Source organism: Pauljensenia sp. C0170B5 (genome assembly GCF_056590195.1).
On record NZ_JBWPVR010000007.1, the window covers coordinates 20,908 to 46,595 of the forward strand.

Consider the following 25,688-nt stretch of genomic DNA (forward strand, 5'->3'; position numbering starts at 1 on the left):
ACGTAATACGTAGACAATGCGCACACACCACCAAGACAATGAAAGACACGCAATGACCAGCTGGCCACCAATCACCATCACACACCACGACAACGGCACCGCCACCGTCACCTCAGCAGGCATCACAATTGCCCGCCTACAACCCAGCCAACACCTACACCACGACGCAATGAACATTGCCCTGGCACAAGCCAAACACTACAACCGCGCCCTACCCGTCACCGCAACAGGCCCAGAAGGCACGTACTACATGAGCGTGCACCCAGACGGACACATCCAAACCCATGACACACCAGAGCCGACAGCCAGCAATACCGGAAACGCCAGCAATACCAGCAACACCATAGACCCCAGCAACCCAAGCGATAACGACACAGCAGCGCGCCACAACCAAACCCCCGAGCACGCGCCCACACCGACACGCTCACACCCGCACAGCAGGAAACACCGGACACGCCTCATCCTCACCGCACCACTCATCCTCCTCCTCAGCGTAGCCACCGCCACAATCGTCATCACCAGCACTCACCAAACAGGCAAAACCCTCACCCACACCGACACACCCACCAACGCCCAAAGCGCGCAATCCACCGCACCCGAAAAACCAGCCGAGAAGACTCAAGACCAGCAGCGCACACCACAATCCACACCAACCACTCCGCCAAAGCCAGAACCAGCCGCACCCACGACGCCACACACAGAACCAGAACCAGATCCCGCGCCCACACCCGCACCAGAGCCAGCACCGCAGACGCCCGAACCACCAACACCACCAGCACCAGAGCCGGCACCAGAGCCAGCGCCCACAGGCGTCACCTCAATGAACACCTCAGTCAACACTGGAGACAGCGGCGCTGCCACCTTTTCGATCACAGTTTCAGGAAGCGGATACACCACCTGCACCATCAGCATCGCAGGACACGCAGCCAACGCCAGCACACCCATACCAGGAACAGCCACCGCCATCCTCACCAGCATCCCACTCGGCACACAATCATGGACCACAAGCTGTGACGGCCTCGTCAATACCGGCACCATCACCATCTACTAAGGAGACACCACCACTGCCATGCAACAACTCGAACGCCACAACGAATACATCGTCACCTTCGACGGACAAACCCCCGACGAAGCAGGAAGCAGATATTTCATTGCCCACGACTACACCACAGCCAAAGCCGAAGGCATCAACATCGCTCAAGAACTCAACCTGAACCCAAGCAAAATCAGAATCTTCTACCGCATCACCATCACCGTCAACACCAACACCGTCGAGGTAGGACAAGACACCAACTACGAAGAAGTACTCGAACAAATCTATAACGAGTTCAAACCCCTCTAACAAAAAAGCATGGTGCCAAACTGGCACCATGCCCCCAAATGCCACGTGTGATCCACCTCACGTTCCTGCTATGCCGCCAGATTTAAGGCCTCCACCACCTCGCGAGCAGCTATCATCAGCGCCTCATCATCAGCCTGCAACAGGCTGCCTTTGACACCACGCCGCGAACCAACCAACATCGTCATCCACGCGCGCGCAGCCGCACCCTGCACGCCCAAATCACCCAACCGTGGATCCACACTCGCCATTCGATGCCGCCTACTACTATCACCCACCGCAAGCTCAGCTATACGGCGAGTTCCCGCCCACGCCAACGTCTCGGTCATTCCCGCCTCAATAAGCGCCTCCACCATACGAGCCAGCGGGCCCTCAAAATCATCAACACACACCCACACATCAGCCGTATCGCCCTGGCCGGGACGCAACCCAGCCTCAGGCATCATTGACGGCTCCACCGCCTCCTCCACACCAGCACACTTATCGCGCGCAAAACACCGCCGATTCACAATCGTCGTCCACACCGCCCACGGCCGCGACGCCTCCACCACCTGCGAGGCACACGTCATCAACACCTCCCACGCGATCCCACACGTATCAGCCACCGACTCAGACCACGACATCCGAGAAAACTGCACACCCCGAGAAATCGCATTTGAGAACTGGCGCGCGCCCACCTCCTGCACCGTCACCGCCAAGCACTGCGCCGCAGTGCCTACCCAGCCCTCAGCAGCCGCCTCCAACACCACACGCCGCAACCCCTCATTATCAGACATCGACAACGGCACAACACCCACACACGCATCAGACTCGCGCCCAGCCTGTCCAGGACACAACTCGCCCTGGACAGGCGAATCACTCACCCCAGCCATCCAATGCAACACGAACCGTGAAGCCGCCTTACGACCCCGCACATACCGCATCTGGCGTGACAAAACCCCGCGCGACTCCAAACCCGCCAACGAGCGAAACACCGACCTGCGAGAAACACCCGTACACTCCACCAGATACTCCACAGCGCAAATCACCACACCACGCGCATCCGCAAGCCGCGCCAACTCAAACAGCACCAACGACTGCGACGCAGTAAGACCCCCAACACCACGCGCCCACACCAACCACGACGTCATGCCTGATCACCAACCAAACGGTCATACCGCTTCTGCGCCTCACGCACCTGCACAACCCGCGACACCCCCACGCACTCAGCAGTCACCTCATCCCACACGCGAGACCACACCGGATCAACATCCGCACCAGCATCCCGCTCCAACGCCTCAACAGCACGCCGCCGACGCGAAGCTTCCGCATCCAACGCCACACGCTGAAGGCGCGCAGGCGCCATCAATGGCGCAACATTGCGCTCCAACCGATACGCCACCAACGCCGACAACCGGCCCACATCACCAGGCACCGGCTGATCCATCACGCGCCGAATCTCACGCGGACGCCACCCCGCATCCAACCGTTCACGCAACAACCCAACCACCCTGGCAGCACCAGACGGATCCAACGCCTGCATCCCAGGCGGCAGACACTGCGCCAACAAGCCCGCGCCAGGCACCACGTTCTCGCCGCCAGACACCGACACGCCCGAAGACCCAGAAGAACCATCAACACTCACAGCCCGACCGGACCCAACCGCACCACACCCTTCATCACCACAACGCTTCGAATCCGATTCACCCAGGTCTGGTTCGGTCAGGTTATTAGATTTATCTAATAACTTGGTATCCCGTAGGGATAGTGCGCCGGCTGACCGTGCTACGGCTGACCGTGCGCCGGTAACCCGGCGCACGGTGGAATCACAATCGCCCCGTTCACACCGTGCGCCGGAAATCCGGCGCACGGTGACACCCTTGCAATCATGCGACTCGCCTACAGCACCATCACCAAGACGCTCAACCGGATCAGGCTCGCCTTCCTGCTCCGAAGACGGTCCAGTCTCCTGCTTGCCTTCACCCGAACCTGCCGAGCACACCGCACCCAGCGCTCCACCACGAGCCAACTCCAACGCTTCACGCGCCTCCACCTCACAAACAGGCACATCAAACACGCCCACCACCGTCACTAAACGGCCAGAACCCTGACGGTCATAAAACCGCCACCGATACCCCGACTCCTCCAACTCCCTAAAACACCGCAACAACAAATCACGCCCCATACCACGCCCCAGCAACGCCCGATACCCCATAGGCGCGCCAGGAGGCATCGACAACAGCAGTGCCAACACGCCCAACGCCTGAATGGACAACTTCTTATTCCACACCGTCGCATTAGGAACCGCAGTCGCCCCACGACGCACGACAAAAAACTCACCAGCCATGACCACACCTCTGGTTAAACTCAAAAGCACAAGCAAAACCCACGAGAAGAAGGGCGCAACCCCAATGAACATGTGGATAATCAAACCCGAGACAGCAGCAAGCACCATTGTGAACGTGATTCGTGACGCAGGAAGCATCGACCCCTACGTCAAAATTGAAAAAGCAGATGAAGGAGCACTCGGAGTCACAACAGCCGCAGAAGCAACAATTGACGGTTCGAACAGCCGAACCTCCGGCGTCACCATGAAAACCCACACGGTCTACCTTCCGGAAACAGACTCTCCAGAAACGCTTCTTCGTGAGCTCTCCACTATGCTGCGATGGCAACAAACAGCGTTCATTACCATTGAGCAGACCGAAGACGGAGAACGCTGGACCATACGGTCCCCCAAGGAAAATCTGCGGCCCTAAACATGCAACACGCGCACGCAAAACGCCTAGATTCACAGCACACCGCCTAACACCAAACGAGCCGACCAACAGCCCGAATCAGACCAACGCCGAGCCTCAATAAGACCCGAACGCTCCAAAGACGACAAGCACGCCTCAACACGCGCCACACTCAAACCCGTCACACCCGACACCAAAGCAGGATCAACACGAACAACCCCACCGTCATCCGCCTTCCACGCCAACCGCAGAAGAACAAGCTTGTCACTCAACCTGCGACACTCAACCCGCCACGCCCACTGAACCGCCTCAGCACTCACCACAACCCCCTCACCGCTCCACCACCCGCGCCACGCGGTTCAACCGGCTCCAACAACACTTCGATATCCTCGCGCCGAAACCTCATCCGCCCTGAAGGCAACTCCACATAGCGAACTTTCCCCGTTCGCGCCCAACGCCGGACGGTATCAGGCGAAACCCCAAGGATCTCCGCAGCAACAACAGTGCCGATAATCTCATCTACTTGCGTTTTTTGCATGTTCATGCAACAAGAATGCCCTTTTGTGGACTTTCCGTCAAGTACAACACTTGCGGTATTTGCACGCATGGGTTACATTTGAAATATGTCTACTCGGATGCCACCGACTCAGAGCTCACAAATAACTGTTGACCAAGCTGTTGGACTGTCAGTCAATCAGCATCTCTTTGCAGCTGGCTTTCAAGCACAGGTTCTTGCTCACGCGATCGGCGTCTCACCATCGTCACTTAGCCGGAAGCTTCGTGGAAACGTTGGCTGGTCGGCCGAGGATCTGCTTCTTACCGCTGCATTCTTTGATCTTGAAGCTCAAGACCTTATGCCGCATCCGGATGGAAAAGGCGGCTGGATCCCTGCTCCGTTCACCCCCGGATACGCGAAAACCCCCGCTCTCGCGGGGGCTAGCTCAGAGCCACCTGTGGGAATCGAACCCACGACCTATTCATTACGAGTGAATCGCTCTGCCGACTGAGCTAAGGTGGCCGCCTTCCCTATCAGCGCTACGTGGCTGCGCCACGCGCATCAATTGATAGGCAACGACGTTTACTGTAGCCGACTACCCACGCCTGCGACAAATGCTCGACAGGTGGAGCGCGTCACGCACAAAGGTTAGTGCCTAATCCGTGCACTGAAGACCGTCTTGCGGGACGGTTCCGTTGAGGAAGAAACCGTCAACAGCATCACGCACGCACCGCGACCCGTCGCGCGAATACGCCGTGTGATTCCATCCATCCCAGCTCACCAGCACGCCCTTACTGAGCTGGTCGGCAAGCGCCTGCGACATCACATAAGGCGTGGCGGGGTCGTGCGTCGTTCCCACCACAACAATCTCCGGGGTGCCTTCAGCGTGGATCGGTCCGCGTTCACGCGTAGATTCAATGGGCCAGCCTTCCAAAGCGGCAGAGGAATACCCGGCGAAACGACCCATGAACGGCAGCTCAGCTTTCATCTTCTCCGCTGCAGCAGCCCATTGCTCAATGTCTCCGACCGGAGAATAGTCCAGGGAGTTAATCACGCTGATTGCTTCCATCGAATTATTCTGGTACGTGCCATCAGCGTTGCGTTCCATCAGCAGATCTGCGAGCGCCAGCATCGTTGACCCATCGTCCTGCTTGATTGCCATATCCAGCCCCTGGGTCAACGCATCGTGCAACTGCGTGTCGTACAGCAGGCCGATCACGGCGCTGAAGGCCAGGGAAGACGTCAGCGGTCGGTTAGGATCCTGCGTCTCAAGCGGTTTTTCTTCCAGTTGATCGAAGAACGCGTTCAGAGTCTCCAGTCCTTCGTCAACACTTGACCCCACCGGGCAGTCCGACGATGCGGAGCACACTTTAATCCAGTTTGCGAGGGCGTCCTCGAACCCCTGCATCTGCAGTCGTTCAACCTCGTCAACACTGAGCGACGGGTCGAGCGCACCGTCAAGCACCATGCGTCCGACCTTGTCGGGGAACAGCTCGGCGTACGTCGCTCCCAGGTAGGTGCCGTATGAGTACCCCAGATAGGTCAGTTTGTCCTGTCCGAGGGCGGCTCGCGCCATATCAAAATCCTTGGCAGCTGAGATCGTGTCGACGTGCTCGGCCAGGGAGCCGCTGTGTTCCTTACATCCAGCTGCCAGCTTGGCGGATTCAGCCTTCAGATCCTCAACAATTTCCTGCGGGGTGGGCTCTTGGGTGCTGTCGGATTGATCGGCTGGATCGTCGGACATTGCGGCCGTTTCATCGCGTTCTTTGTCTGTCAGGCAGATAACCGGCGTGGACTGGCCGACTCCGCGCGGATCCAATGCCACGATGTCAAAGCGGTCCGCCAGATCCATCGACAGTCCCTGGCTCGCAATGTAGGGCAAGATCGAAGTTGCCGGGCCACCGGGCCCACCGGGGTTATAGAACAATGCGCCTTCGGATTGCGGTGCGCGGTGAATGGCCAGCGCCAGTGCAATCACATCGCCGTCGAGCTGGTCCCAATCCAACGGTGCATACAGTGCGCCGCACTCATATCCGTCTGATGACTGCTGCGAGCCTTCCATCTGTTTGAGGTCGTCATCAGTGCATTCACGCCAGTTGACTTTCTGCTGGTAGAAGCCCTCAATGGTTGGTTCCGGCAGGTCACCCAAAGTGTCGCTGAACGTTGATTCCGAGGTGATGACCGTGCGACCATCTTCGCTGACGGCTGACTGCTGGTGAGTGGCAGATCCACCGCTCTTGCGGTCGTGTCCAACGATCAGCACGGCACTGACAGTTGCCAGCGCAACGACGACCAGTATGGCGAGCAGAATTATCACGATGTTGCGTGAACGCGTTTTCATGGGTCAAGACTAACAATGATTCAGTTACCTACCCCCGTATGGAAGACCGGGGCCTCCTGGTTCACGGACAGTGTCGATGCGGTCGCGCACCCTCCGGCTGGACGCCACGCGCATCTAACGCAGCGCCACCACCATTGCTTCCATTGCGAGCAGTGGATTCGCACCGTTGGTCAGTCTGGTGCGCGCCTGGTCGATCACGTCGATGCGCGCAAGAGTCTGCTCCGGGCTGGAGGTGCGGGCGATATGTTCGATGACCTCCGCGACATCGTCATTCATCAGATCCTGATTCGCACCGAGCTGGAGCATGAGGACATCGCGATACACGCTCATCACGTCCAGCAGGATCCGATCCAGCATGTCGGTCAGTGAGCGTTTCATGCGGCGGGTCTGATTTTCACGCAGTTGGCGCAGTTGTGAGCGCACATGCGGCGTCATCTTGTCGCCCTCGACCATGCCGAGCTGGTAGCGCAACTTGGCTTCTTCTTCCGTGTTGCGCTGCTCGGCAACCGTCTCCGTGTCACTCTTCGCCATCTCAACTAGGTCATGGGCGGCGACAGCGGCTTCACCGACTGAGGCGACGTGAATGGCAGCGCGGATGCGTTGACGGCGCTTATCGCGCTCCTCGGGGTCACGCGCCAAGGCTTTCGCCCGCCCGATGTGGCACTGCGCTGCCCGCGCAGCCTCGCGCGCCACGTTCATATCCACGCCGAGCTGCCGGACCAGCAGACCAGCCACAGCGTCAATCGATGGGATGCGCAAGGACAATTGTCGGCAGCGTGACCTGACGGTGGTGATCATGTCTTCGGAGCTTGGTGCACACAGCACCCACACGGTGCGCTCGGGAGGCTCCTCGATAGCCTTGAGCAGGATATTCGACGAGAGTTCCTGAATGCGGTCCGCGTCTTCAATAACGATGACGCGCCAGCGGCCCTGCGAGGGCGCCACCTGGGCGCGCATGATGATGTCGCGCACCTGTTCTGCAGTAATAATGCTGGTTTCTGTGGCAACACTCAGCACGTCAGCGTTTGTTCGAGCCACTGTCGTCACGCATCCTGGGCACGTGCCGCACCCGATCTCACTTCCTGTGCACTGCAGGCACGCGGCAAATGCGAGCGCAGCGTTGGATCGCCCGGAACCCGGCGGCCCTGTCACGAGCCATGCGTGGGTCATGGAGTGGGTGCTGCGATCACTGTTGCCCTCGACGATGTGGCGGGCGGCGCGGGCAGCTTCCTGCAACGTGGCGACGGCCTTTTCCTGACCGACAATGTCATCCCATACGCTCATCGCTCACCTGCCTCACAGCGATACCGGCGCACAGGCCTCGTACAGGCGCTGATACCCGCTGGTGGGCACACCGCTGCAACACGTCGGGCTCATCACAGCAGTCCCTCACTGTCACCTTCCCACAACGTGCCCTGGGATTCTTTCAGCAAAGCCGCCACCATCGTGCCAGCCCGGTCCTCATCGCCTGTCTGCGATGCTGCATGCTCGGGCGCAGGCGCGTTCGGCTGGGGTGATTCGGTCGCAGACAGCTCGACCTGATCGTGCGCCTCATGATTGACGAGGAGACCCAATGCGGGTCGAACGCGTTCCTCCAGTACGCCTCTGATCTCGCGGAACACTTCTTCAGGGGTGCCGACCGCATCGATGACGACAATGCGGTCTGGGTAGCGATCTGCCAGGTGCAGGTATTCGTGGCGCACTCGCTCATGGAAGTCCATTGATTCACGCTCGATACGGTCAGCGGTGTGCGACGCCGACCCTCGTCTGGCACCCACCTCGGGGGGCAAATCCAACAGCAATGTCAGATCCGGCGACAGGTCCTCCGTCGCCCATTTTGACAAGGCCAGTACCTCATCCACGCCCAGTTCGCGCGCAGCGCCCTGGTAGGCCACTGACGAGTCAATGAATCGGTCAGCCAGCACTACCTGACCGGCCGCAAGCGCGGGTCTGATCACGGTTGCTACATGGTAGGCGCGGTCGGCCGCATACAGCAGGGCTTCAGTACGCGGATCCACGTCTTCGGGTCCGTGCTGAATGAGCTGACGCAGCTGGTTACCCATGTCAGTTCCACCCGGTTCGCGGGTCACAAACGAGACGCATCCAGCCTGATCAAACCACTCTTTGACGTGTTCGATCTGGGTGGTTTTGCCTGCACCGTCACCGCCTTCGAAGGTGATGAACAGGCCGCGCCTGCGCCGCGAATCCCCGCTGGAAGTGCTCATGAGCCTATCTTTGCACGAGGCACCGGCATTTGCGTACATGCACGCTGTTCAGGCCGACGCACTACTGGTCGCCATCCGCAGATGAGGAGTTCTTCTTCGACGCTGAAGCCTTGGACGTGCCCGACGACTTCTTCGCACCAGTCCCGGCGCTCCTACGCGTCGTCTTCGCACTCTTCGTGGAGGCTTTCTTGCGGGTCGTTCTGGAGGTGCTCTTGCGTCCGTGTTTGGGAGCAGGCCCCTTGGCGCGTTTGTCAGCCAGCAGTTCAAAGGCGCGGGCTTCAGTCAGCGACTCGATCGATTCGGATCGCGGCACCGTCACATTGGTCTGACCGTCCGTGATGTACGGTCCAAACCTGCCGTCCTTGACCACCACTTTCTTCTCAGAGATCGGGTCAATACCGAATTCACGCAACGGCGGCCTGGCCGTGCGGCCACGGCGTGTCTTAGGCTGAGCGAACAGTGCCAGCGCCTCATCCAACGTGATCGTCAGCAACTGCTCTTCGCTTTCCAGTGAGCGCGAGTCACTCCCCTTCTTCAGGTACGGCCCATAGCGACCATTCTGAGCGGTGATCACTTCGCCATCTGCCGGATCAGCTCCCACTTCACGGGGCAACGACAACAGCATCAGTGCATCATCCAGTGTGATCGTCGCCAGATCCATCGACTTGAACAGGGAAGCCGTGCGCGGCTTCACCTTCTTCTTACGCGTCGATTTCGCAGCGTCGCCCTCGTCGGCGTCCTCGGGCAGAACTTCGGAAACGTAGGGGCCGAAGCGACCATTTTTCGCGATGAGCATATGCCCGCTGGCCGGGTCGATGCCGAGCTCACGGCCATCATCAGCTGCCTGAGTGAACAGTTCGGCAATCTTCGCTTCATCGAGCTCGTCAGGCGCAACGTCCGGCGGCACGTTGGCGCGCACATCGTCACTGTCGCGCTCCAGGTACGGCCCGTAGCGCCCCACGCGCAGCGTCACGCCGTTGCCGTAGTCAATCGAGTTGATCGCCCGCGCATCGATATTGTCGCCCAGCGAGGCAACCTGGGTGCGTAGTCCTTCACGCTTCGACGAGGAAGACCCATCCGCCGCTGCGTCGGCCACTTCGTCACGCGGACCATCGACGCCACTGGCAGTCTCGGCCTCTGTCTGGTCTGCGCTGCTGCCGAGATAAAACTCCGTGAGGAACTGCGTCGAGTTCTCCTGCCCGCCCGCGATGCGGTCCAGGTCGGTTTCCATCGACGCCGTGAAATCGTAATCCACCAGGTCAGAGAGGTTTTCCTCCAGAAGGCGCGTGACGGAAAACGCCAGCCACGTAGGCACCAGGTACTGACCGCGGTGCGTGACGTAGCCGCGGTCTCCGATCGTCTGAATCGTTGCCGCATAGGTGGAGGGGCGGCCAATTCCCAGCTGCTCCATCATTTTCACCAGTGACGCTTCAGTGTAGCGCCCCGGTGGCTGGGTCTGATGGTCTTCGGCTTCAGCGTGGTGAACCGTGACAGTTTCGCCTTCCTCCACGGCAGGCAGCAGGGTTTCCGCTCCGCGCGCACCATCCTGCGAGCCAGGCTGTGAAGCGGATGCTGCGTCAGCGGCGGGCTGTGACAGCGCCTGTTCATCGCGATCCTTGTCGCGGCCTTCCTGATAGGCCAGTCGATACCCGGGGAACGTGATCGTTGTACCAGACACGGACGAGGTCACTTCCCGCGCGCCCGTGCCATCTGGCAGCTCGAGCACATCGGTGAGCTGGCTGAGGACACGGATCGTGGAGGTATGCCCCGTCGCATCCGCCATCTGCGAGGAAATTGTGCGCTTCCAGATCAGGTCATACAGCGCCCACTGCTGGCGGCTCAACACCGAACGCACCTCATCGGGGGTGCGGAAATGGTCACCAGCAGGGCGGATCGCTTCGTGTGCTTCCTGCGCGCCTTTGGATTTCGTGCCGTAGATACGGGGCTTGTCCGGCACGACATCGCTGCCGTACAGTTCAGCTGCCTGGGCGCGCGCCGCACGGATTGCCTGGCTCGACAGCGCGGTCGAATCGGTACGCATATAGGTGATGTAACCGGACTCGTACAGGGACTGCGCCGTGCGCATCGTTGAGGACGCATTCCAGTGCAGCTTACGGGAAGCTTCCTGCTGCAGGGTTGACGTCGTGAAAGGCGCAGCAGGGCGACGGCGGTACGGCTTCTTCGTGACGGATTCAATCGACGAGGGAGCCTCACGCAGACCGTCCGCCAGGCGGTCGGCTGCAGCCTCATCCAGCGCCACTGTCTGAGCTTTGCGAGCCTTGTCCGACAGCACACCCTCTTCGGAAAAATCAGTGCCAGTGGCTACAGGACGCCCATCGAGCGCGCTCACACGCGCCGTAAAGTCACCCTCGTCAGCCTGAATGAAGGCATCGATGGACCAGTAGTCCGCGCGGATAAACGCCATGCGGTCGCGTTCACGATCCACAATCAGGCGAGTTGCTACCGACTGGACGCGGCCGGCCGACAAGGATGGGCGGATTTTGCGCCACAACAACGGTGAGACTTCATAGCCGTAGAGGCGGTCAAGGATGCGTCGAGTCTCCTGCGCGTCAACCAGGTCGGTGTCAATATCGCGCGTGTTGTCCAGTGCGCGCTCAATAGCCTCGCGGGTGATTTCGTGGAACACCATGCGCTTGACGGGCACCTTCGGTTTGAGCACTTCCAGCAGGTGCCACGCGATGGCTTCACCCTCGCGGTCCTCATCAGTGGCCAGGTAGAGCTCGTCAGCATCCTTAAGGGCGCGCTTGAGTTCAGTGACACGCTTTTTCTTCTCAGGCGTCACCTGATAGTAAGGAGTAAAGCCGTCTTCGACGTTGACGGCGAAACGACCGTACGGGCCCTTCTTCATGGACACGGGCAGTTCGGACGGTTGAGGCAGGTCGCGGATATGACCGACCGAGGCTTCAACACGAAAGCCCGGCCCTAAATAAGATCCAATAGTGGCCGCCTTCGCCGGAGACTCGACGATGACTAACTTCGACGCGCCCATGTCCCTCCGTTCCTTCCTGCCTGTCCGTCATTTCGCCTTCCCGAGGGAAATTCACTTAGCCGCGAAATGTGGTTCGCTGATGACCATACAACGTTTAACCGGCATCTCGCTCACGGCGTGTCCTGTGAGCTGGTGCGCAATATGCCGAACTTGAGGAGGCGGATCACCTCCGGCGACAGACGATTTCGCAGGTCGCCGGGGTCAAGTTCCATGAGCGCTGCGATCGCGGCAACGATCTGTCCCAGGGTCAGCTCGCCATCTGCAGCGCCCACCAGGCCGGCCAGTTCCGAACTCACCGAGGTTTTCAGTCCGACACCTCCACCCTGGAGCAGCTCGATCACTTGCGGGTCGGCCTCACCGGGCGCAAAATAACGCACTTGGGTGACATCCGGGCTGCACACGGCGTGCAGGTCCCATAGGAGGTCGGCGCTTCCGCCATCGGTGCTATCGCCCTCCACGCTGCCGCCATTGTCACTGCTGCCATAGATCTTGCCTCCGCCGGCGCGGGTGGCGACGAGCTGAATAATGTCAAGGCCTCGACGTATGTCTCGCCCGGTTGGCACATGTCCGGTCGCCACCGCGTCACATTCCACGTATGCGGGCCGGCGCTGCGTCGCCCGATCCGGCTCATTCCCATTGGCACTGGATGGTGAGGCGGCCACGTCGTCCTCGTCAATCGGACTACCCCCGTCGGCGGAAGGACCCTTCTCAGCGAAATCCGGGCGGCGGCGAGCTGCAATGAGTCCCATGCCGATCGACTGGACGCCGGCCGCGGTGAAGTCAGCCAGCCAGTCGGCGTATGCGCGTTCGAACGTGTCGCGGGCGGTGAGCGTGCCGCCGGAATCTCGCAGCCACATTTCGACGTATTGGGCAGGTTCGAGGCAGTCTCGCTGAATCACCCACGCGTCCACGGGGAGGCCGTCGAACCAGCTTCTGGGGTGATCGGACCATGTGGCGGTGGAGTCAGAGTCGACCTCCCAATTTGCCAGCATCTGAATGGTGCCGCCCTCGGTCAGGTGGTCGGGTGCCTCGCGAATGATCTGCGCAATCAGGTGGTCTCGCTGCGCGCCACCGTCGCGGTACTGCATCAATCCGGATGCGCGCACCGAATCGGGAGTGATGACGAATGGTGGGTTGGAGACGATCAGGTTGAAGCGCTCGCCGGCGACCGGCTCGAACAGGGATCCGCAGCGCACGTCAATGGCTACCTGATTCAGTGCGGCGTTGAAACGGGTGATTTCACAGGCGCGTTCAGACAGGTCTGTCGCCACGACTCGGGTGCAGTGCGTGGCCAGGTAGAGTGCCTGAATGCCGCAGCCTGTGCCGACATCCAGTGCGCTGTCAACGGGTGTGCGGTCGGTCAGTGTCAGCAACGTTGTCGTTGCTCCGCCGATGCCGAGCACGTGGTCAGGAGCAAGCGGCCTGCCCGTTGTGGCCTCTCCCAGATCGGAGAGGACCCACCAGTGATGGTCGCCGTCCGGCAGCGTGGCGGCATGTGGTCGCAGGTCAAACAGCGCGCGCATCGGAGCGGCGGCTGACTCGACATCGCTGCTGGTTTCACCGGCGTTCCCGGCGAGGTTGCCGGTCTCAGCGGCTTTCGCGTTCGCGTCGGCACCGCTGGTTTCGGCGGCATTCGCGCTCGCGCCGGCAGGTGCGATGAGGCCGAGCGCGCAGGCCCCAGCACTGCCCAGAGCCGGCAATGCCGCATCGACGCGGTCATAGTCCACATCCATCCCCAGGATAAACAGCTGCGCCAACGTTGCGGCGGCTGCGGCGTTCCCGGCGAACTCACCATCAATCAGCCGCTGAAGCTCCACCATCGCCGGCACGCGCTGATCACGCATCAACGCATTCTGCGCCTGCTGGCTGAGCAGCGAGTCAACATAATCGACGGTGAAGTGAGCTGCTTCAAGGTCCCGGCGCAATGCCTCGATCAGATTGTCGTCGAGCGCAGGCGGTCGCGGCGACTTCGCAATGTCCGAGGGAGGGTGCGGCGGTTTCGTCGCGCCCGAGGGTGTCTGCGGCGGAATCTGCTGGCTCGCATCCGACACGTCATCTGTTCGCATGCACCCAGCCTACGCGGACGAGCCAACCTGAGGCCGCGAGGACGTCGCCGGGTGAGCGTGCACGTGCGCTCCGAGTCGGGCAGCTAACCTGAGGCCGCGAGGACGTCGCAGTTGCACATACCCCTGGATCTGAAGCTGCTCAATGCACATACCCCTAGTTTTAAGGTCTCTCGGTGCACATTCCCCTAGATTTAAGGTCTCTCGGTGCACATTCCCCTAGATAAACCTCGGATGTCATCGTCGGGGACTAGCCCGCGACCTCCTGACCTGCATGTTTAGAATTCGGGTGATGTGGCGTGACGTTAGATCTAGGGGTATGTGCACACAGGGCCGACTTTCCAGGGGTATGTGCACGTATGGACGCCTTTTTTAGGGGTATGTGCACACGGGCACGAGTTCCTGGGGCATTGTGCACCTGCACTGGGGCGAACCTAAGGGGAATCAGGGACGGGCAGCCCGTCTCACCATGCGCCTGGCAGTCGACTGAGTTGCCCTAGTTGACCAGGGACGGATCACCGATCCATGCCATAAACAGCGGCGTATTGGTTTGCATTTCCGCGATGATCGCGAGGTATGGGTGATCAAACACAAGCATGGGCGGCGGTGCCGGCGCAGTAGCTCTTCCTCCGAACTCGGTCACCGCTGCCGCCACAGTGCCCTTCTCCTTCATGATTAAACGTCCCTGCTGAACAAACTGGTCGAGAAACACCGCCGACCCCTCATCAGCGGAGGTGCCAAACCCTGAAAAGTCCCCGTGTCCCAGATCGACAGGTGCGCCCATGTCTTCGAGGATCGTCAGCAGATCCGATGATGACGTGAAATCGACCTTCGGCAGAGACACGTCCACCTCCGTCTCATCCACGTCACCGAGCACATTCACCATCTCATCGATGCTGGCCGGACTCACCTGTGTCCCCTCGTGAGGCATCAGAATGTGAAGCACCAGTTCATCACCTTTGTAGGGCAGCGTCCCGGCGGTCCATTTGTCGTCCTCGAATGCACGTGCCGGAGTCTCGGCGTGCATCGTATCGACCAGTTTGACTGGCCCTTCAGCCGTGTAGAACTCATTTCGCCGCGTATTGTTCTGATCAAATGGCTTCGCCCACGGAGCACTGAAAACCACCGCGTTCTGCCCCACCAGGCGCGAGTTTTCATCAAGCTGAATTGCGGAGGCGTCAACCAAACCTCCGCTGCGTTCATTAACCCAGCTGTCCAGGTCCTCCTTGGCTGACGCAGACTGCAGATCCAGATCGGCAACCTCGCTGTCCCAATTCGACGTTACGGCATGAAGCCACGCGGGATCAGGCACCAGATCGTCGTCGAGGACCATACGCATCGATCGCGCGACCAGCGGGTTCTCGGCCACTGCGCCACCAGCGACCTGCCCAGGATCACCATTCCAGCGATCCCACATGTTCCATGCCTTGGAAAACTGATTGGCCGCATCATCAGAACTGAGGCCCATCAGCCGCTCAAACTCCGCGCGCGTCTGCCCTCGGGCACCCAAGGCAATCTGCGCAATAGCTGTCGCCGTGCCAACAGGAGACGTCAACACATTCGTGTCACTCGAATCACCGCCTACGCTGGCTTCACCGTTGCCACTCATGCCGCCCTCATCCGCACTGCCACTTTGAGCGCTGCCGCCTAAGCGAGCAGCGCGCGCAACGGTGGACAACCCCATCGCATACATCGACACACGGGCCTGATCATCAAGCGAATCAAACGACCCGGCTTCCAGCGGGCCAATCTCGATGTCCACATTGAGCGGCACGCCCTGCTCAACCACTGTGCCAGCCGGGGACTGTGGTTCATCTCCCTGTCCGCCGCCCATCGTGCATCCAGCCACAAGGATCGCACTCCCGATACAACCGCACACCACGCGCCCCCAATGGGGACACACCTCAAAACCTTTATCCATAATCCATAGATTATGAGGAAGTGAAGCAGCCCACAACCCCCGTTACATAAATGAATACCCACCATTGCCAAGACGTGACATCTTCATCGTCTGCCACGATCATCCAGTACCAAGGCCCCAACGCCTCAGCGCACCTATACCCCATGAGCTGAGCGGTACCACGATACGGTCATCCGCACAGGCTTCGGCCTCCCCTCGCAAATTCTCACTTCAGCGGCTATACGTGCCACACTAGGAGCTGACATTTTTCAGGCGGTGCGCTCGCCCTCCAGACAGCCTGCAGCATCGCAGCTTTGGCAGCAAGGAGGCTCATCGTGCGCGCACTTCGCAAAATGGCACAGGCACCAGGTTTGGAGCTGTGCGACATCCCCGAACCGGCAGTCGGCCCGAGTGAAGTCAAAATTAAAGTGCAGCGCGCAGGCCTGTGCGGCACGGATGTTCACCTGTTCAACTGGGATGGCGGAGCCCCCGGATCCCTCACCCCACCGCAGACGCTGGGGCACGAGTTTTTCGGGGAGATCGTCGAAATTGGCGAGGGTGTCGCTGCCGGATTCGGCTGCGACGAGCTACATCCCGGACAGCACGTATCAGTGGAGGGGCACATCGTGTGCGGCAGGTGCCGTAACTGCCGCGCGGGCCGCAAGCAGATGTGCCTGCGCACCGTCGGCATCGGCGTGAACCGCGACGGTGGTTTCGCTGACTACGTGGTGGTGCCGGCGTCAAACGTGTGGGTTCAGCCCGACCTCATCGACCCGGAGCTCGGCGCACTTTTTGATCCGTTTGGGAACGCTGTCCACACCTGTCAGCAGGTGGAGATGACTGGTCAGGATGTACTGATTACGGGTGCAGGCCCTATCGGGATCATGTGCGTGGCGATCGCCCGACATGCGGGCGCGCGCCACGTCGTCATCACCGACGTTCAGGAGGAACGCCTGGACATGGCGCGCTCGGTAGGGGCGGACGCCGTGGTCAACATTACGCGCCGCACGGTTCCAGATGTGATGGCTGAACTGGGCATTCGTGAGGGTTTCGACGTGGGAATCGAGATGTCGGGAGCTCCCGGCGGGCTGACCACGTTGATCGACTGCTGCACCCATGGTGCAACACTGGCACTGCTCGGCTTGCCGAAAGGCGCCTTCCCCGTGGACTGGGGCAAGGTCATCACCCGCATGTTCACCATTAAAGGGGTGTATGGGCGCCAGATGTTCGACACGTGGTACCTGGCGACGTTCATGATGGAATCGTCCGAGAAGCTGCGCGAATCTGTTCGTTCCATCATCACGCACCGATTCGCCCCTGAGCAGTGGGAGGATGCGTTCGAAGCCGCAGCCAGCGGCACGGCAGGTAAAGTCATTATCGATTGGGAGAAATAGAGATCCGAAGGAGCATTTCACAATGGACACACTCAGCGAACGGCTGACAGCTCACCTCGATCAGATTCGCCAGCAGGGACTGTATAAGGAGGAGCGCGAAATCCTGGGTCGCCAGGGCTCCCACGTTGACACCAACTCCGGGCAGGCGCTCAACTTCTGTGCCAACAATTACCTGGGACTGGCAGGGGATCAGAGACTTGTCGATGCAGCGAAGGAAGCGCTTGACCGGTGGGGTTTCGGAATGTCATCGGTGCGTTTCATCTGCGGTACTCAGGATCAGCACAGTGCGCTGGAGCGCGAGATCGCTCAGTTTCTCCGCATGGATGACTCCATCCTGTTTTCGTCGTGTTTTGATGCCAACGGCGGAATTTTCGGCGCCCTTCTGGGTCCCGATGACGCCATCGTGTCTGACGAGCTCAACCATGCGTCACTGATTGACGGTATTCGCCTGTGCAAGGCCACCCGCTTCCGCTACCGCAATGCCGACATCGAGGATCTGCGTCGCCAGCTCCAGGCAGCTCGAGACAAGAAGTGCGATCAGGTCCTCATCGTCACTGACGGTGTCTTCTCGATGGACGGCTCGTACGCTCCCCTTGAACAGATCTGCGATCTGGCAGAGGAGTTTCACGCCCTCGTCATGGTGGATGATTCGCACGCGACAGGGTTCGTCGGTCAGCACGGTCGGGGAACTCCTGAGTACTGCGGTGTGGAGGGTCGGGTGGATATTCTGACCGGCACACTCGGCAAGGCGCTGGGTGGCGCTTCGGGTGGGTATGTCGCTGGCCCGCAGGCCATTGTGGACACCCTGCGTCAGCAGGCTCGACCGTACCTGTTCTCCAACACGTTGGCTCCCGTTGTTGTGGCAGGGTCGCGTAAGGCTTTGGAACTGGCCGCCCAGGCTGACGATGCGCGCGCTCACCTGAAGGAGATGTCGGCACTGTTCCGCTCTCTCATGGAGGACGCCGGATTTGATGTCCTGCCCGGTTCGCATCCGATTCATGCCGTGATGTTCCGTGGAGATGATGGAGCGGCGTTGGCCGTCAAAATTGCGGCCCGCATGTTGGAGCTGGGTGTGTATGTCACGGCGTTCAGTTTCCCTGTGGTTCCGCGGGGGCTGGCACGTATTCGCGTGCAGCTGTCGGCCGCGCACAGCGAGGACGATGTACGCGCGTGTGTCAAGGCATTCATTGATGCACGTGAGAGCGTTATTGGGTAGGCAGCTGATGTCGGACTGACAGAGTGGACGAGGGTGACCAGTAATTACCTCATATAAGTCATGCGAAAAGATTCGAAGGCCGATACCCTAAAGAAGAAGCATCCAGGGCTTAAGGCCCGGATGTGTGGCAAATCGCCTCGTCTAGAGCTAAGGAGCTGCCATGCCGACTTATACACTGCCTGATCTTCCGTACGACTACTCCGCGCTGGAACCGCACATTTCCGGCAAGATTATGGAGCTGCACCACGACAAGCATCACAACACATATGTGACCGGCGCTAACACCGCCCTCGAAAAGCTTGCCGAAGCGCAGGAGAAGGGCGACTTCCCCACGATCAACAAGCTGGAGAAGGATCTGGCGTTCAACCTCGGTGGCCACACCAACCACTCGATTTTCTGGAAGAACATGTCTCCGGACGGCGGCGGCGAGCCTGAAGGCGAGCTGGCTGAAGCCATCAAGGAATTCTTCACTTCTTTCGACGCATTCAAGGGACAGTTCACCGCAGCTGCGACCGGTCTGCAGGGTTCCGGCTGGGCAGTGCTCGCATGGGACACAATTGCGGAGCGCCTGGTGACGTTCCAGCTGTTTGATCAGCATCAGAATGTGCCCGTTGCGACGGTCCCGCTGCTCATGCTGGACATGTGGGAACATGCCTTCTACCTGGATTACCTGAACGTCAAGGCTGACTACGTCAAGGCGTGGTGGAACCTGGTGAACTGGCAGGATGTCAGCGAGCGCCTGGAGCGCGCTCGCGGTTTCAAGGGTCTGGTTGTAGCCTGACTTTCCGCTAACTGAATGCTCCGCGACAGCGCGGCGCACCACTGACCAAAGGTGCTCCGAAGTTTCATGCTTCGGAGCACCTTCTTTTTGCGGTTCACAGGCAGTGTGGCTCCTCGCCTGAAAGACGAGGAGCCACACTCTGCAGATCACCTGTGGCGGTGAACCGAATCGTTTACTAACGTCGACGACGCGCCAAGATCATGGTCGACGCACCTGCAAGCAGCGCGAGAGCCGCTGCAGCACCGCTCATCCCAAGATCAGCACCGGTACGTGCCAGTCCCTTCCTGTCGGCAGCGGGCTTGACTGTGATGACCTGGTCAACCTTCGTCAACGTGACCTGGAAGCTATCAAGCACCTTGCCGTCCCTGTCCAGCACAGTCACGGTAATGACATCACCGACGCGCGCACCGGAATTCGGGGTTACGGTGATGTTGCCATTGTCGTTGATAACAGCCGTTCCCGGTCCTTTGACCTGGACAGTGGCACCGTCGGCGACCGGGCCACCGTGGTTGGGAACAACGACAGGCTTGTCAGCAGGAGTTGTCACATCATCCCAGTTTGGTGCTGCCGGGCATGCGGCAGCGGCGATGTCGAATGTCCATTCGGTCTGGACCGGTTCGCCCGTGGTTTCATCCTTCTTCACGATGTAGAGAACAGGGTCAGCCAATTTAGCCGTCACCTTCATAAACTGGCCTTTTTCGTCCGGCTCACCCTTCGCATTAACGCGGGTCTCCTCGTAATTCCACACCGGATTGTCAGGATCCTCCGCCTTTGGCAGGTTAACGGTCGCTTCTTCACCGCACTTGTCCGGTTGGGTGGTGGTCGGTTTCTCAGGCGCAACTTCCTTCACATTGGACTTGACGTATACAGTCCACCCAGTCAGATCGTCGCCTTCGACCTTTTCAATCTCGTAGCGACCATTTGCGTTCACAACGCCGCCCGTGTCAGCAAACTTCGCATTCAACGCGTAGGTCTTGATGCGACCCGTATAAGGGCTGAAGATGTCGAGATCATTCCCGGAAGCTGCTCTGGTAATGGGCGTCTGAGTACGATCAGCATTGTATTCCGCGCTCGGATGGTGAACTGCGTTGCCCTTGAAGTTGTAGGTATTGACAGTTTTCTGGCGGCTTTTTCCTTTGAAGTTTTCTTCAGTCTTACCTTTATAGGTACGATTCAGTCCGATCTTGACCGATACACCATCCGCATCTTCGGGGTGAATGACGCCTTCAGTCAGAACGAATTCAAAGTCGGTGTTCGCCTGCTGAAAGATCGAAATATCGTCGACGTTGGTGCCAGCCACGGTCGAGTGGGACGTGGCAAGATCACGCGCAAATCCTTCTTCGTCATTCATGACGTGATAACACGCATCGATATGCACATCTACATAATCCGTACCGTCAACGGTGCGAGTTGACGGCGTCTTCACGACATACGACGACTTCTCGCCATACGTCACTTGAACATCTGCCCACTCATAAGCAGGAATTTGCTTCTCAGCCGCATCCGGACTCGTCTTGCCGTAGAGAGTGCAGTACATCCTCATCTTTTTGGAAATACCCGTACGCGATTGGTCGTACGTCCACCCCGGATTGCTGTCATACGTCTTCCATTTGAAGTTCAGCGTATAACTGCTCTCAGGCGGTTCTTCAGCTGCCTGCGCCACACTTGTCATGCCCTGCACACCTGCGACCAGCGCGAAGGCTGCAAGTGCGCTCAGTGATGCCCTCGTTTTCATTCTCACAGTAGCGAGTCCCTTCTCACACCAGATTGATGGTTAGGAGCATTTTACATTCCCAGTCCACAAAACCCAACACTTTGGTAGAAATGGCCCTCTCGCCAGAGCACCGAGTACCGCTCGAATGGCCGTGTTCGACTAATGAGTGTAGCGGCATCGTTGCGTAGATCGTACTGGAAGGGATGCGCCACGGCCTGGTTCTTCGGGTGATGTGTGCACACTGCCCTCATTCTCAGGCTCTGTGGTGCACAATCCCCTCAATCTAAGGGCGGCGTGTGCACGAACCCCCTGATCAACAGTGGATGGGGGCGCCCTCGTCAATTGCCATGCGGGGTGCGGGCGTGTACTGACAGACCTGGCCCCTGCCGACTCGCAGGAGAGGGCAGGAGCCAAAGAAGGGTCAATTGCCAAAACGTGGTGCTCCGGTTGAGTGTTTCGGCTTGCCAGGTCGGCGTTTCCTGGTGAACTTATGTTTTTCGGGGTTAAGTCGTGATGATTCTTGATTTCTTGTGTTGATTATGATTGGTGAGGAAATCCCGTCAGACTCGGCTGTGCCCGGTGTGCAGTCAGCCGATAAAGAAGAACTGTAAGACCGCTGCTGACGGCGTGACACTGTTCGTTTTGTCGTGGCCGCTGTCTCGATTGCCTTGTCGCTGTGTCTGTGTGGCTAGCAGTGAGGGTGTCAGGCGGCGGGGCGTTTAGCGCTATTCACTGAGCACGCTAGGTCTGAGCGTTAACTACTTTTGAGCGCTCACGAAGTGTGCAGTTTGGTCTGAATGTGCACCGTTGGTGCACCGTCCGGTTTTCCCTGAACCGCTGACCCTGACTTTTCGTTGGTATCTTGCGGTTCTTAATGGCGGTAGCGCTGGGATTCGAACCCAGGGTGGCTTATCACCACACAGCATTTCGAGTGCTGCACCTTCGGCCGCTCGGACACGCTACCTCGGCCAGTCAGATTACACGAAATCCGTCGACCAACGCTACTTCAGCAGCGATCTGGCGGCTAACCGTGGCCAAAAACACGTTGCCGGGTGCCCGTCGTCAGGATCGTTTGCGACCTCGCAGGCGCACTCCTTTCGGGAGCAGATTCTCACCAGGCGATGCGGGCGGCACTGTCGTATCAGGGCCGTTCGGCGTCTTCCTCGTTGATGATGAGCGGGAGGCCGGCGGGAGTGCGGCAGCGGCGGCCGAGTGTGACGTGACTCGTGGGGAGCGACCTTCATGAAGCGCATCTGAGCGCTTCTCGAAGAAGAATCCTTTGAGCTGGACTTCCACTTCCTGGCGCAGAACTCCGCCGATCACTTCCACTGTGTGGTTCAGACGAGCGTCACGCACGACGTCGCGGAGCGAACCGGCAGCTCCGGCCTTTTCGTCCCACGCGCCGAATACCAGGCGGTCGACGCGCGAGTTGACCACCGCTCCGGCGCACATCGTGCAAGGCTCGAGGGTCACAACCAGGGTGCATCCCGCAAGGTTCCATGTGCCCATCGCGAGGCCGGCCTGACGCAGCGCCACAATTTCAGCGTGAGCACTGGGATCGTGGGTCGTTTCCCGCTGGTTCCAGCCTGACCCTATGACCGTGCCGTGCGGGTCCAGGACCACCGCTCCGACAGGGACATCGCCCGCTTCGCGGGCACGGTTCGCCAGAAACAGTGCGCGTCCCATCGCCTGGGACCATGATTCGTCGACCGTCACGAGGTAAGCCTACCGCGCCAGCGGAGAAGGACAACAGTAACGACTCGATCGCCTCAGGCATGTCCGGCGCGGTACGCTTGAACCATGCACCTACATGTCGCTGATCATCCGCTGATTAACCACAAGCTCACTGTTCTTCGAGACAGCCGCACTCCGTCGGCAACATTCCGCCAGCTCGTTGACGAACTCGTCACCCTGCTGGCCTACGAGGCAACACGTCACGTTGCCGTGAAAGATATCGAAATTGAGACTCCCGTGTGTCCCACCGTTGGGGCACGACTGTCCGATCCACGTCCGATTGTCGTTCCCGTCCTACGTGCAGGCCTCGGAATGCTCGACGGGATGACTCGCCTGCTGCCCACCGCCGAGGTTGGGTTCCTGGGTATGAAGCGTGACGAGGATACGCTTCAGGTTGAAACCTATGCGAATCGGCTGCCGGACGACCTGTCGGGCCGTCAGTGCTTTATTCTGGATCCCATGCTCGCCACCGGCCACACGATGGTAGCCGCGACGAACTACCTGCTGGAACGCGGCGCCCGTGATGTGACGTGCGTATGCATTCTGGGGGCGCCAGAAGGCATTCATGAGGTGGAAAAAGCCGTGGGTGATCGCGCTGATGTCACCGTTGTACTCGCCGCCGTTGATGAGGGCTTGAACGAGAAGTCCTACATCGTACCCGGCCTGGGCGATGCCGGCGACCGCCTGTACGGCATCATCGACTAAGGAAAATGTACTGATGGGGGCGGCACACTTCCGTTCGCGAAGTGCGCCGCCCCATCTGTTATGAAGTTTCTCCCTTGAATGGCAGCTACCGCGTAAAGCAGTGGCTGCCGTTACTATCAGGAGGACAGCCCTATCTGGCACTGCTCAGCACACTGTCTGGAGCAGTGCCAGCAAGCTGCTTAGAACGCGGGAAGGACGGTGCCGTCTGACCAGTTCTCTTCGAAGAAGGTGCGGACCTCGTCGGAGTGCAGCAGCTCGTCAAGCTTCTTCACACCTTCGAGCTTGTCACCAGACAGATCCTTCTTCCACACGAGCAAGTTGGTGTACGGGCTTCCCTTACCCTGCTCGGCAACCAGTGCGTCACCATTGATGGTCAGGCCACCTTCCTGCGCGAAGTTACCGTTGATCACGGCGATGTCAACGTCAGACAGTGAACGTACCAGCTGTGCGCCTTCGGCTTCAAAGAACTCGAAGTTCTTGAGCTTTTCAACAGAGTTGATGTTGGCTGCCTCGTCACCCTCGGCAATCTTGACGAATCCGTTGGCTTCAAGCAGTTCGAGTGCACGACGCTGGTTGGTCACATCAGAGATGATGCCGATCTTGCCGCCATCGGGGAAATCCTTCAGGTCCTTGATCTTCTCGGAGAAGATACCGAGCGGCTCGATGTGGACGCCCTCGCCCTGGTCGAACTCATAGCCGAATTCCTTGACCTGGTCTTTCAGGAAGTTCGGGGTCTGGTAGAAGTTCGCATCCAGGTCACCGCTGTTCAGTGCAACGTTCGGCTGATGGTAGTCGGTGTACTCGACGATCTCCAGGTTAATGCCAGCTTCAGCAGCCAGGTTGTCCTGAATAAAGTGCAGGACTTTGGCATGCGGTGAAGGGCTGGCGCCGACGGTCAGGTTGATGACGTCACCGCTTGCGCCGCCTGCTTCGCCTGATGCTGCTGCGTCAGCCGAGCCGCTGGTGGCTGATTCCGTTGAGTTGCCGCCGCAGCCTGCCAGCGCGAAGGATGCTGCCAGGCCGCACACTGCGAGGGCCTTGAAAGAGCGTGTGTTCAGATGAGATAGACGCATGAGAGTTTCTCCAATCATGTTGCCGGTCTGTCGATGCAAACCGTTTCTATATTCGGAATGGTCAAGTTTTCAGGTTTTTTCAATTGCGCTGAAGCATGTGAGATGAACGAGGGCGACCTTCCCGTTGATGCAATGCACTCCTCATGTTGCAGGCGTATTGCGGATCAGATGCGACGGGTGCCGCGCATGAAATCTGATGCGGGCAGTGCCCGCGGTGTGTGCCGGCTGGTAGTGCCTCAGCGGTGGTCCACCAGCCGGCTGATCATGTCACCCATCATCTGGATCACCTGGACGATGATGATGATCGCAACGACTGCGCACAGCATGACGTCGGGCATGAATTGGTTGTAGCCGTAGTTGATGGCCAGCTTTCCAAGGCCACCGGCACCGACCGCTCCGGCCATTGCCGAGTAGCCGATCAACGTGATCGCCAGGACTGTCACCGACTGGATCAGGGCAGGCAGAGCTTCGCGAACCTGGACCCCCCAGTAGATGCGCTGGTTGGATGCGCCCATCATTTGGGCTGCTTCAATCTTGCCGCGTGAAACGGCCAGCACGTTTGTTTCCACCAGTCGTGCAAAGAACGGGATGGCACCAATAATCAGGGACGGCATCGCGGCTTTCCAGCCGAGCGTGGTTCCCACCAGGAACCTGGTCAGCGGCACAATCGCGATCAGCAGGATGATGAATGGGAATGAGCGGCCGACGTTGACGATCACGCCGAGGATCTGGTGCACGATGCGGTTGGGCGTGAGCCCGTGGCGCGACGTGTTGACGACCAGCAGGCCGAGCGGCAAACCGAAGATCACGGTCACCAGTGTGGCGACGCCGGTCATCACGAGTGTTTCCCACACTGCCGGCAGGAACTGCTTGGTCAGTGCCGGGTTGTCACCCCAGGTGGGTTTGTCTGCTGCAATCGACATCATGGCGGACTGAAATTGTGCAACACCGATGTGGGCAGCAAGCAGTACATGATTCAT

Annotated in this window: 20 protein-coding genes, 2 tRNA genes and 2 pseudogenes; 8 read left to right on the forward strand and 16 right to left on the reverse strand. The window is 59.4% G+C overall.

Annotated features, from left to right (window positions below):
* The first annotated feature begins 52 nt into the window (after positions 1-52).
* Positions 53-1,051, forward strand: coding sequence for a hypothetical protein (locus AC1EJZ_RS08530; RefSeq protein ID WP_058237695.1), 999 nt, complete (start codon positions 53-55; stop codon positions 1,049-1,051).
* A gap of 18 nt (positions 1,052-1,069) precedes the next feature.
* Complete coding sequence (locus AC1EJZ_RS08535) at positions 1,070-1,342, forward strand: hypothetical protein (RefSeq protein WP_480294589.1); 273 nt, start codon at positions 1,070-1,072, stop codon at positions 1,340-1,342.
* A gap of 68 nt (positions 1,343-1,410) precedes the next feature.
* On the opposite strand, the gene AC1EJZ_RS08540 is transcribed toward AC1EJZ_RS08535, so the two are convergent.
* The 3 genes and pseudogenes from AC1EJZ_RS08540 to AC1EJZ_RS08550 all read right to left on the reverse strand — a co-directional run bounded on the left by AC1EJZ_RS08540 (position 1,411) and on the right by AC1EJZ_RS08550 (position 3,665).
* Positions 1,411-2,202: a hypothetical protein gene (locus tag AC1EJZ_RS08540; RefSeq protein WP_154955733.1), complete on the reverse strand. Its 792-nt coding sequence runs from the start codon at positions 2,200-2,202 to the stop codon at positions 1,411-1,413.
* A gap of 72 nt (positions 2,203-2,274) precedes the next feature.
* Positions 2,275-2,469 (reverse strand): annotated as a pseudogene (locus AC1EJZ_RS08545) (MarR family transcriptional regulator); the annotation flags it as partial.
* Positions 2,466-3,665: a hypothetical protein gene (locus AC1EJZ_RS08550; RefSeq protein ID WP_154955732.1), complete on the reverse strand. Its 1,200-nt coding sequence runs from the start codon at positions 3,663-3,665 to the stop codon at positions 2,466-2,468. The gene AC1EJZ_RS08550 and the pseudogene AC1EJZ_RS08545, both read right to left, overlap by 4 nt.
* On the opposite strand from AC1EJZ_RS08550, the gene AC1EJZ_RS08555 reads away from it, so the two are divergent.
* Positions 3,664-4,077 carry a hypothetical protein gene (locus tag AC1EJZ_RS08555; RefSeq protein WP_154955731.1) on the forward strand — a complete coding sequence of 138 codons (414 nt, stop codon included), beginning with the start codon at positions 3,664-3,666 and terminating at the stop codon, positions 4,075-4,077. The genes AC1EJZ_RS08550 and AC1EJZ_RS08555 overlap by 2 nt on opposite strands.
* A gap of 295 nt (positions 4,078-4,372) precedes the next feature.
* Here the strand turns inward: AC1EJZ_RS08555 and AC1EJZ_RS08560 are convergent, their stop codons facing one another.
* A complete protein-coding gene (locus tag AC1EJZ_RS08560) occupies positions 4,373-4,600 on the reverse strand; it encodes a MerR family transcriptional regulator (protein ID WP_157843529.1) in 228 nt (75 codons plus the stop codon).
* A 91-nt stretch (positions 4,601-4,691) separates the two neighbouring features.
* Between AC1EJZ_RS08560 and AC1EJZ_RS08565 the strand changes: the two are divergent.
* Positions 4,692-4,922 (forward strand): annotated as a pseudogene (locus tag AC1EJZ_RS08565) (helix-turn-helix domain-containing protein); the annotation flags it as partial.
* Between the two features lie 79 nt (positions 4,923-5,001).
* Here AC1EJZ_RS08565 and AC1EJZ_RS08570 read toward each other — a convergent pair.
* The 7 genes from AC1EJZ_RS08570 to AC1EJZ_RS08600 all read right to left on the reverse strand — a co-directional run bounded on the left by AC1EJZ_RS08570 (position 5,002) and on the right by AC1EJZ_RS08600 (position 16,112).
* Positions 5,002-5,074 (reverse strand) — tRNA-Thr (locus tag AC1EJZ_RS08570).
* A gap of 133 nt (positions 5,075-5,207) precedes the next feature.
* Entirely contained in the window at positions 5,208-6,893 is a 1,686-nt protein-coding gene (locus tag AC1EJZ_RS08575) for an alpha/beta hydrolase (RefSeq protein WP_058237689.1), read from the reverse strand.
* A 114-nt stretch (positions 6,894-7,007) separates the two neighbouring features.
* Complete coding sequence (locus tag AC1EJZ_RS08580) at positions 7,008-8,177, reverse strand: DNA polymerase III subunit delta' (RefSeq protein ID WP_058237688.1); 1,170 nt, start codon at positions 8,175-8,177, stop codon at positions 7,008-7,010.
* Between the two features lie 92 nt (positions 8,178-8,269).
* Entirely contained in the window at positions 8,270-9,118 is an 849-nt protein-coding gene (gene tmk / locus AC1EJZ_RS08585; RefSeq protein WP_058237957.1) for a dTMP kinase, read from the reverse strand.
* Positions 9,119-9,179: 61 nt separating this feature from the next.
* Positions 9,180-12,128 carry a type I DNA topoisomerase gene (gene topA / locus AC1EJZ_RS08590; RefSeq protein ID WP_058237687.1) on the reverse strand — a complete coding sequence of 983 codons (2,949 nt, stop codon included), beginning with the start codon at positions 12,126-12,128 and terminating at the stop codon, positions 9,180-9,182.
* Between the two features lie 110 nt (positions 12,129-12,238).
* The gene (locus AC1EJZ_RS08595) at positions 12,239-14,194 is read right to left on the reverse strand and encodes a DUF7059 domain-containing protein (protein ID WP_058237686.1); all 1,956 of its coding nucleotides are present in this window, start codon (positions 14,192-14,194) and stop codon (positions 12,239-12,241) included.
* Positions 14,195-14,687: 493 nt separating this feature from the next.
* Positions 14,688-16,112: a serpin family protein gene (locus tag AC1EJZ_RS08600; protein WP_082628644.1), complete on the reverse strand. Its 1,425-nt coding sequence runs from the start codon at positions 16,110-16,112 to the stop codon at positions 14,688-14,690.
* Between the two features lie 314 nt (positions 16,113-16,426).
* On the opposite strand from AC1EJZ_RS08600, the gene tdh reads away from it, so the two are divergent.
* The 3 genes from tdh (at position 16,427) to AC1EJZ_RS08615 (ending at position 19,482) form a co-directional block, all read left to right on the forward strand.
* Positions 16,427-17,485: an L-threonine 3-dehydrogenase gene (tdh, locus tag AC1EJZ_RS08605; RefSeq protein WP_058237684.1), complete on the forward strand. Its 1,059-nt coding sequence runs from the start codon at positions 16,427-16,429 to the stop codon at positions 17,483-17,485.
* Positions 17,486-17,507: 22 nt separating this feature from the next.
* Positions 17,508-18,701: a glycine C-acetyltransferase gene (locus AC1EJZ_RS08610; RefSeq protein ID WP_058237683.1), complete on the forward strand. Its 1,194-nt coding sequence runs from the start codon at positions 17,508-17,510 to the stop codon at positions 18,699-18,701.
* Between the two features lie 160 nt (positions 18,702-18,861).
* Positions 18,862-19,482, forward strand: a complete 621-nt coding sequence (locus AC1EJZ_RS08615; protein WP_058237682.1) for a superoxide dismutase — start codon at positions 18,862-18,864, stop codon at positions 19,480-19,482.
* A gap of 175 nt (positions 19,483-19,657) precedes the next feature.
* Here AC1EJZ_RS08615 and AC1EJZ_RS08620 read toward each other — a convergent pair whose 3' ends face one another.
* From AC1EJZ_RS08620 to tadA, 3 genes are all read right to left on the reverse strand, one after another.
* On the reverse strand, positions 19,658-21,217 hold the full coding sequence (locus AC1EJZ_RS08620) for an Ig-like domain-containing protein (RefSeq protein ID WP_058237681.1): 1,560 nt from the start codon (positions 21,215-21,217) through the stop codon (positions 19,658-19,660).
* Positions 21,218-22,071: 854 nt separating this feature from the next.
* Positions 22,072-22,160 (reverse strand) — tRNA-Ser (locus AC1EJZ_RS08625).
* 98 nt (positions 22,161-22,258) lie between these two features.
* The gene (gene tadA, locus AC1EJZ_RS08630) at positions 22,259-22,912 is read right to left on the reverse strand and encodes a tRNA adenosine(34) deaminase TadA (RefSeq protein ID WP_074026232.1); all 654 of its coding nucleotides are present in this window, start codon (positions 22,910-22,912) and stop codon (positions 22,259-22,261) included.
* An 84-nt stretch (positions 22,913-22,996) separates the two neighbouring features.
* On the opposite strand from tadA, the gene upp reads away from it, so the two are divergent.
* On the forward strand, positions 22,997-23,635 hold the full coding sequence (gene upp, locus AC1EJZ_RS08635; protein WP_058237680.1) for a uracil phosphoribosyltransferase: 639 nt from the start codon (positions 22,997-22,999) through the stop codon (positions 23,633-23,635).
* A 179-nt stretch (positions 23,636-23,814) separates the two neighbouring features.
* On the opposite strand, the gene AC1EJZ_RS08640 is transcribed toward upp, so the two are convergent.
* Positions 23,815-24,726 (reverse strand): MetQ/NlpA family ABC transporter substrate-binding protein, encoded by a 912-nt coding sequence (locus tag AC1EJZ_RS08640; RefSeq protein ID WP_480294594.1) that lies wholly within the window; start codon positions 24,724-24,726, stop codon positions 23,815-23,817.
* Between the two features lie 218 nt (positions 24,727-24,944).
* On the reverse strand, positions 24,945-25,688 hold the full coding sequence (locus AC1EJZ_RS08645; protein WP_058237956.1) for a methionine ABC transporter permease: 744 nt from the start codon (positions 25,686-25,688) through the stop codon (positions 24,945-24,947).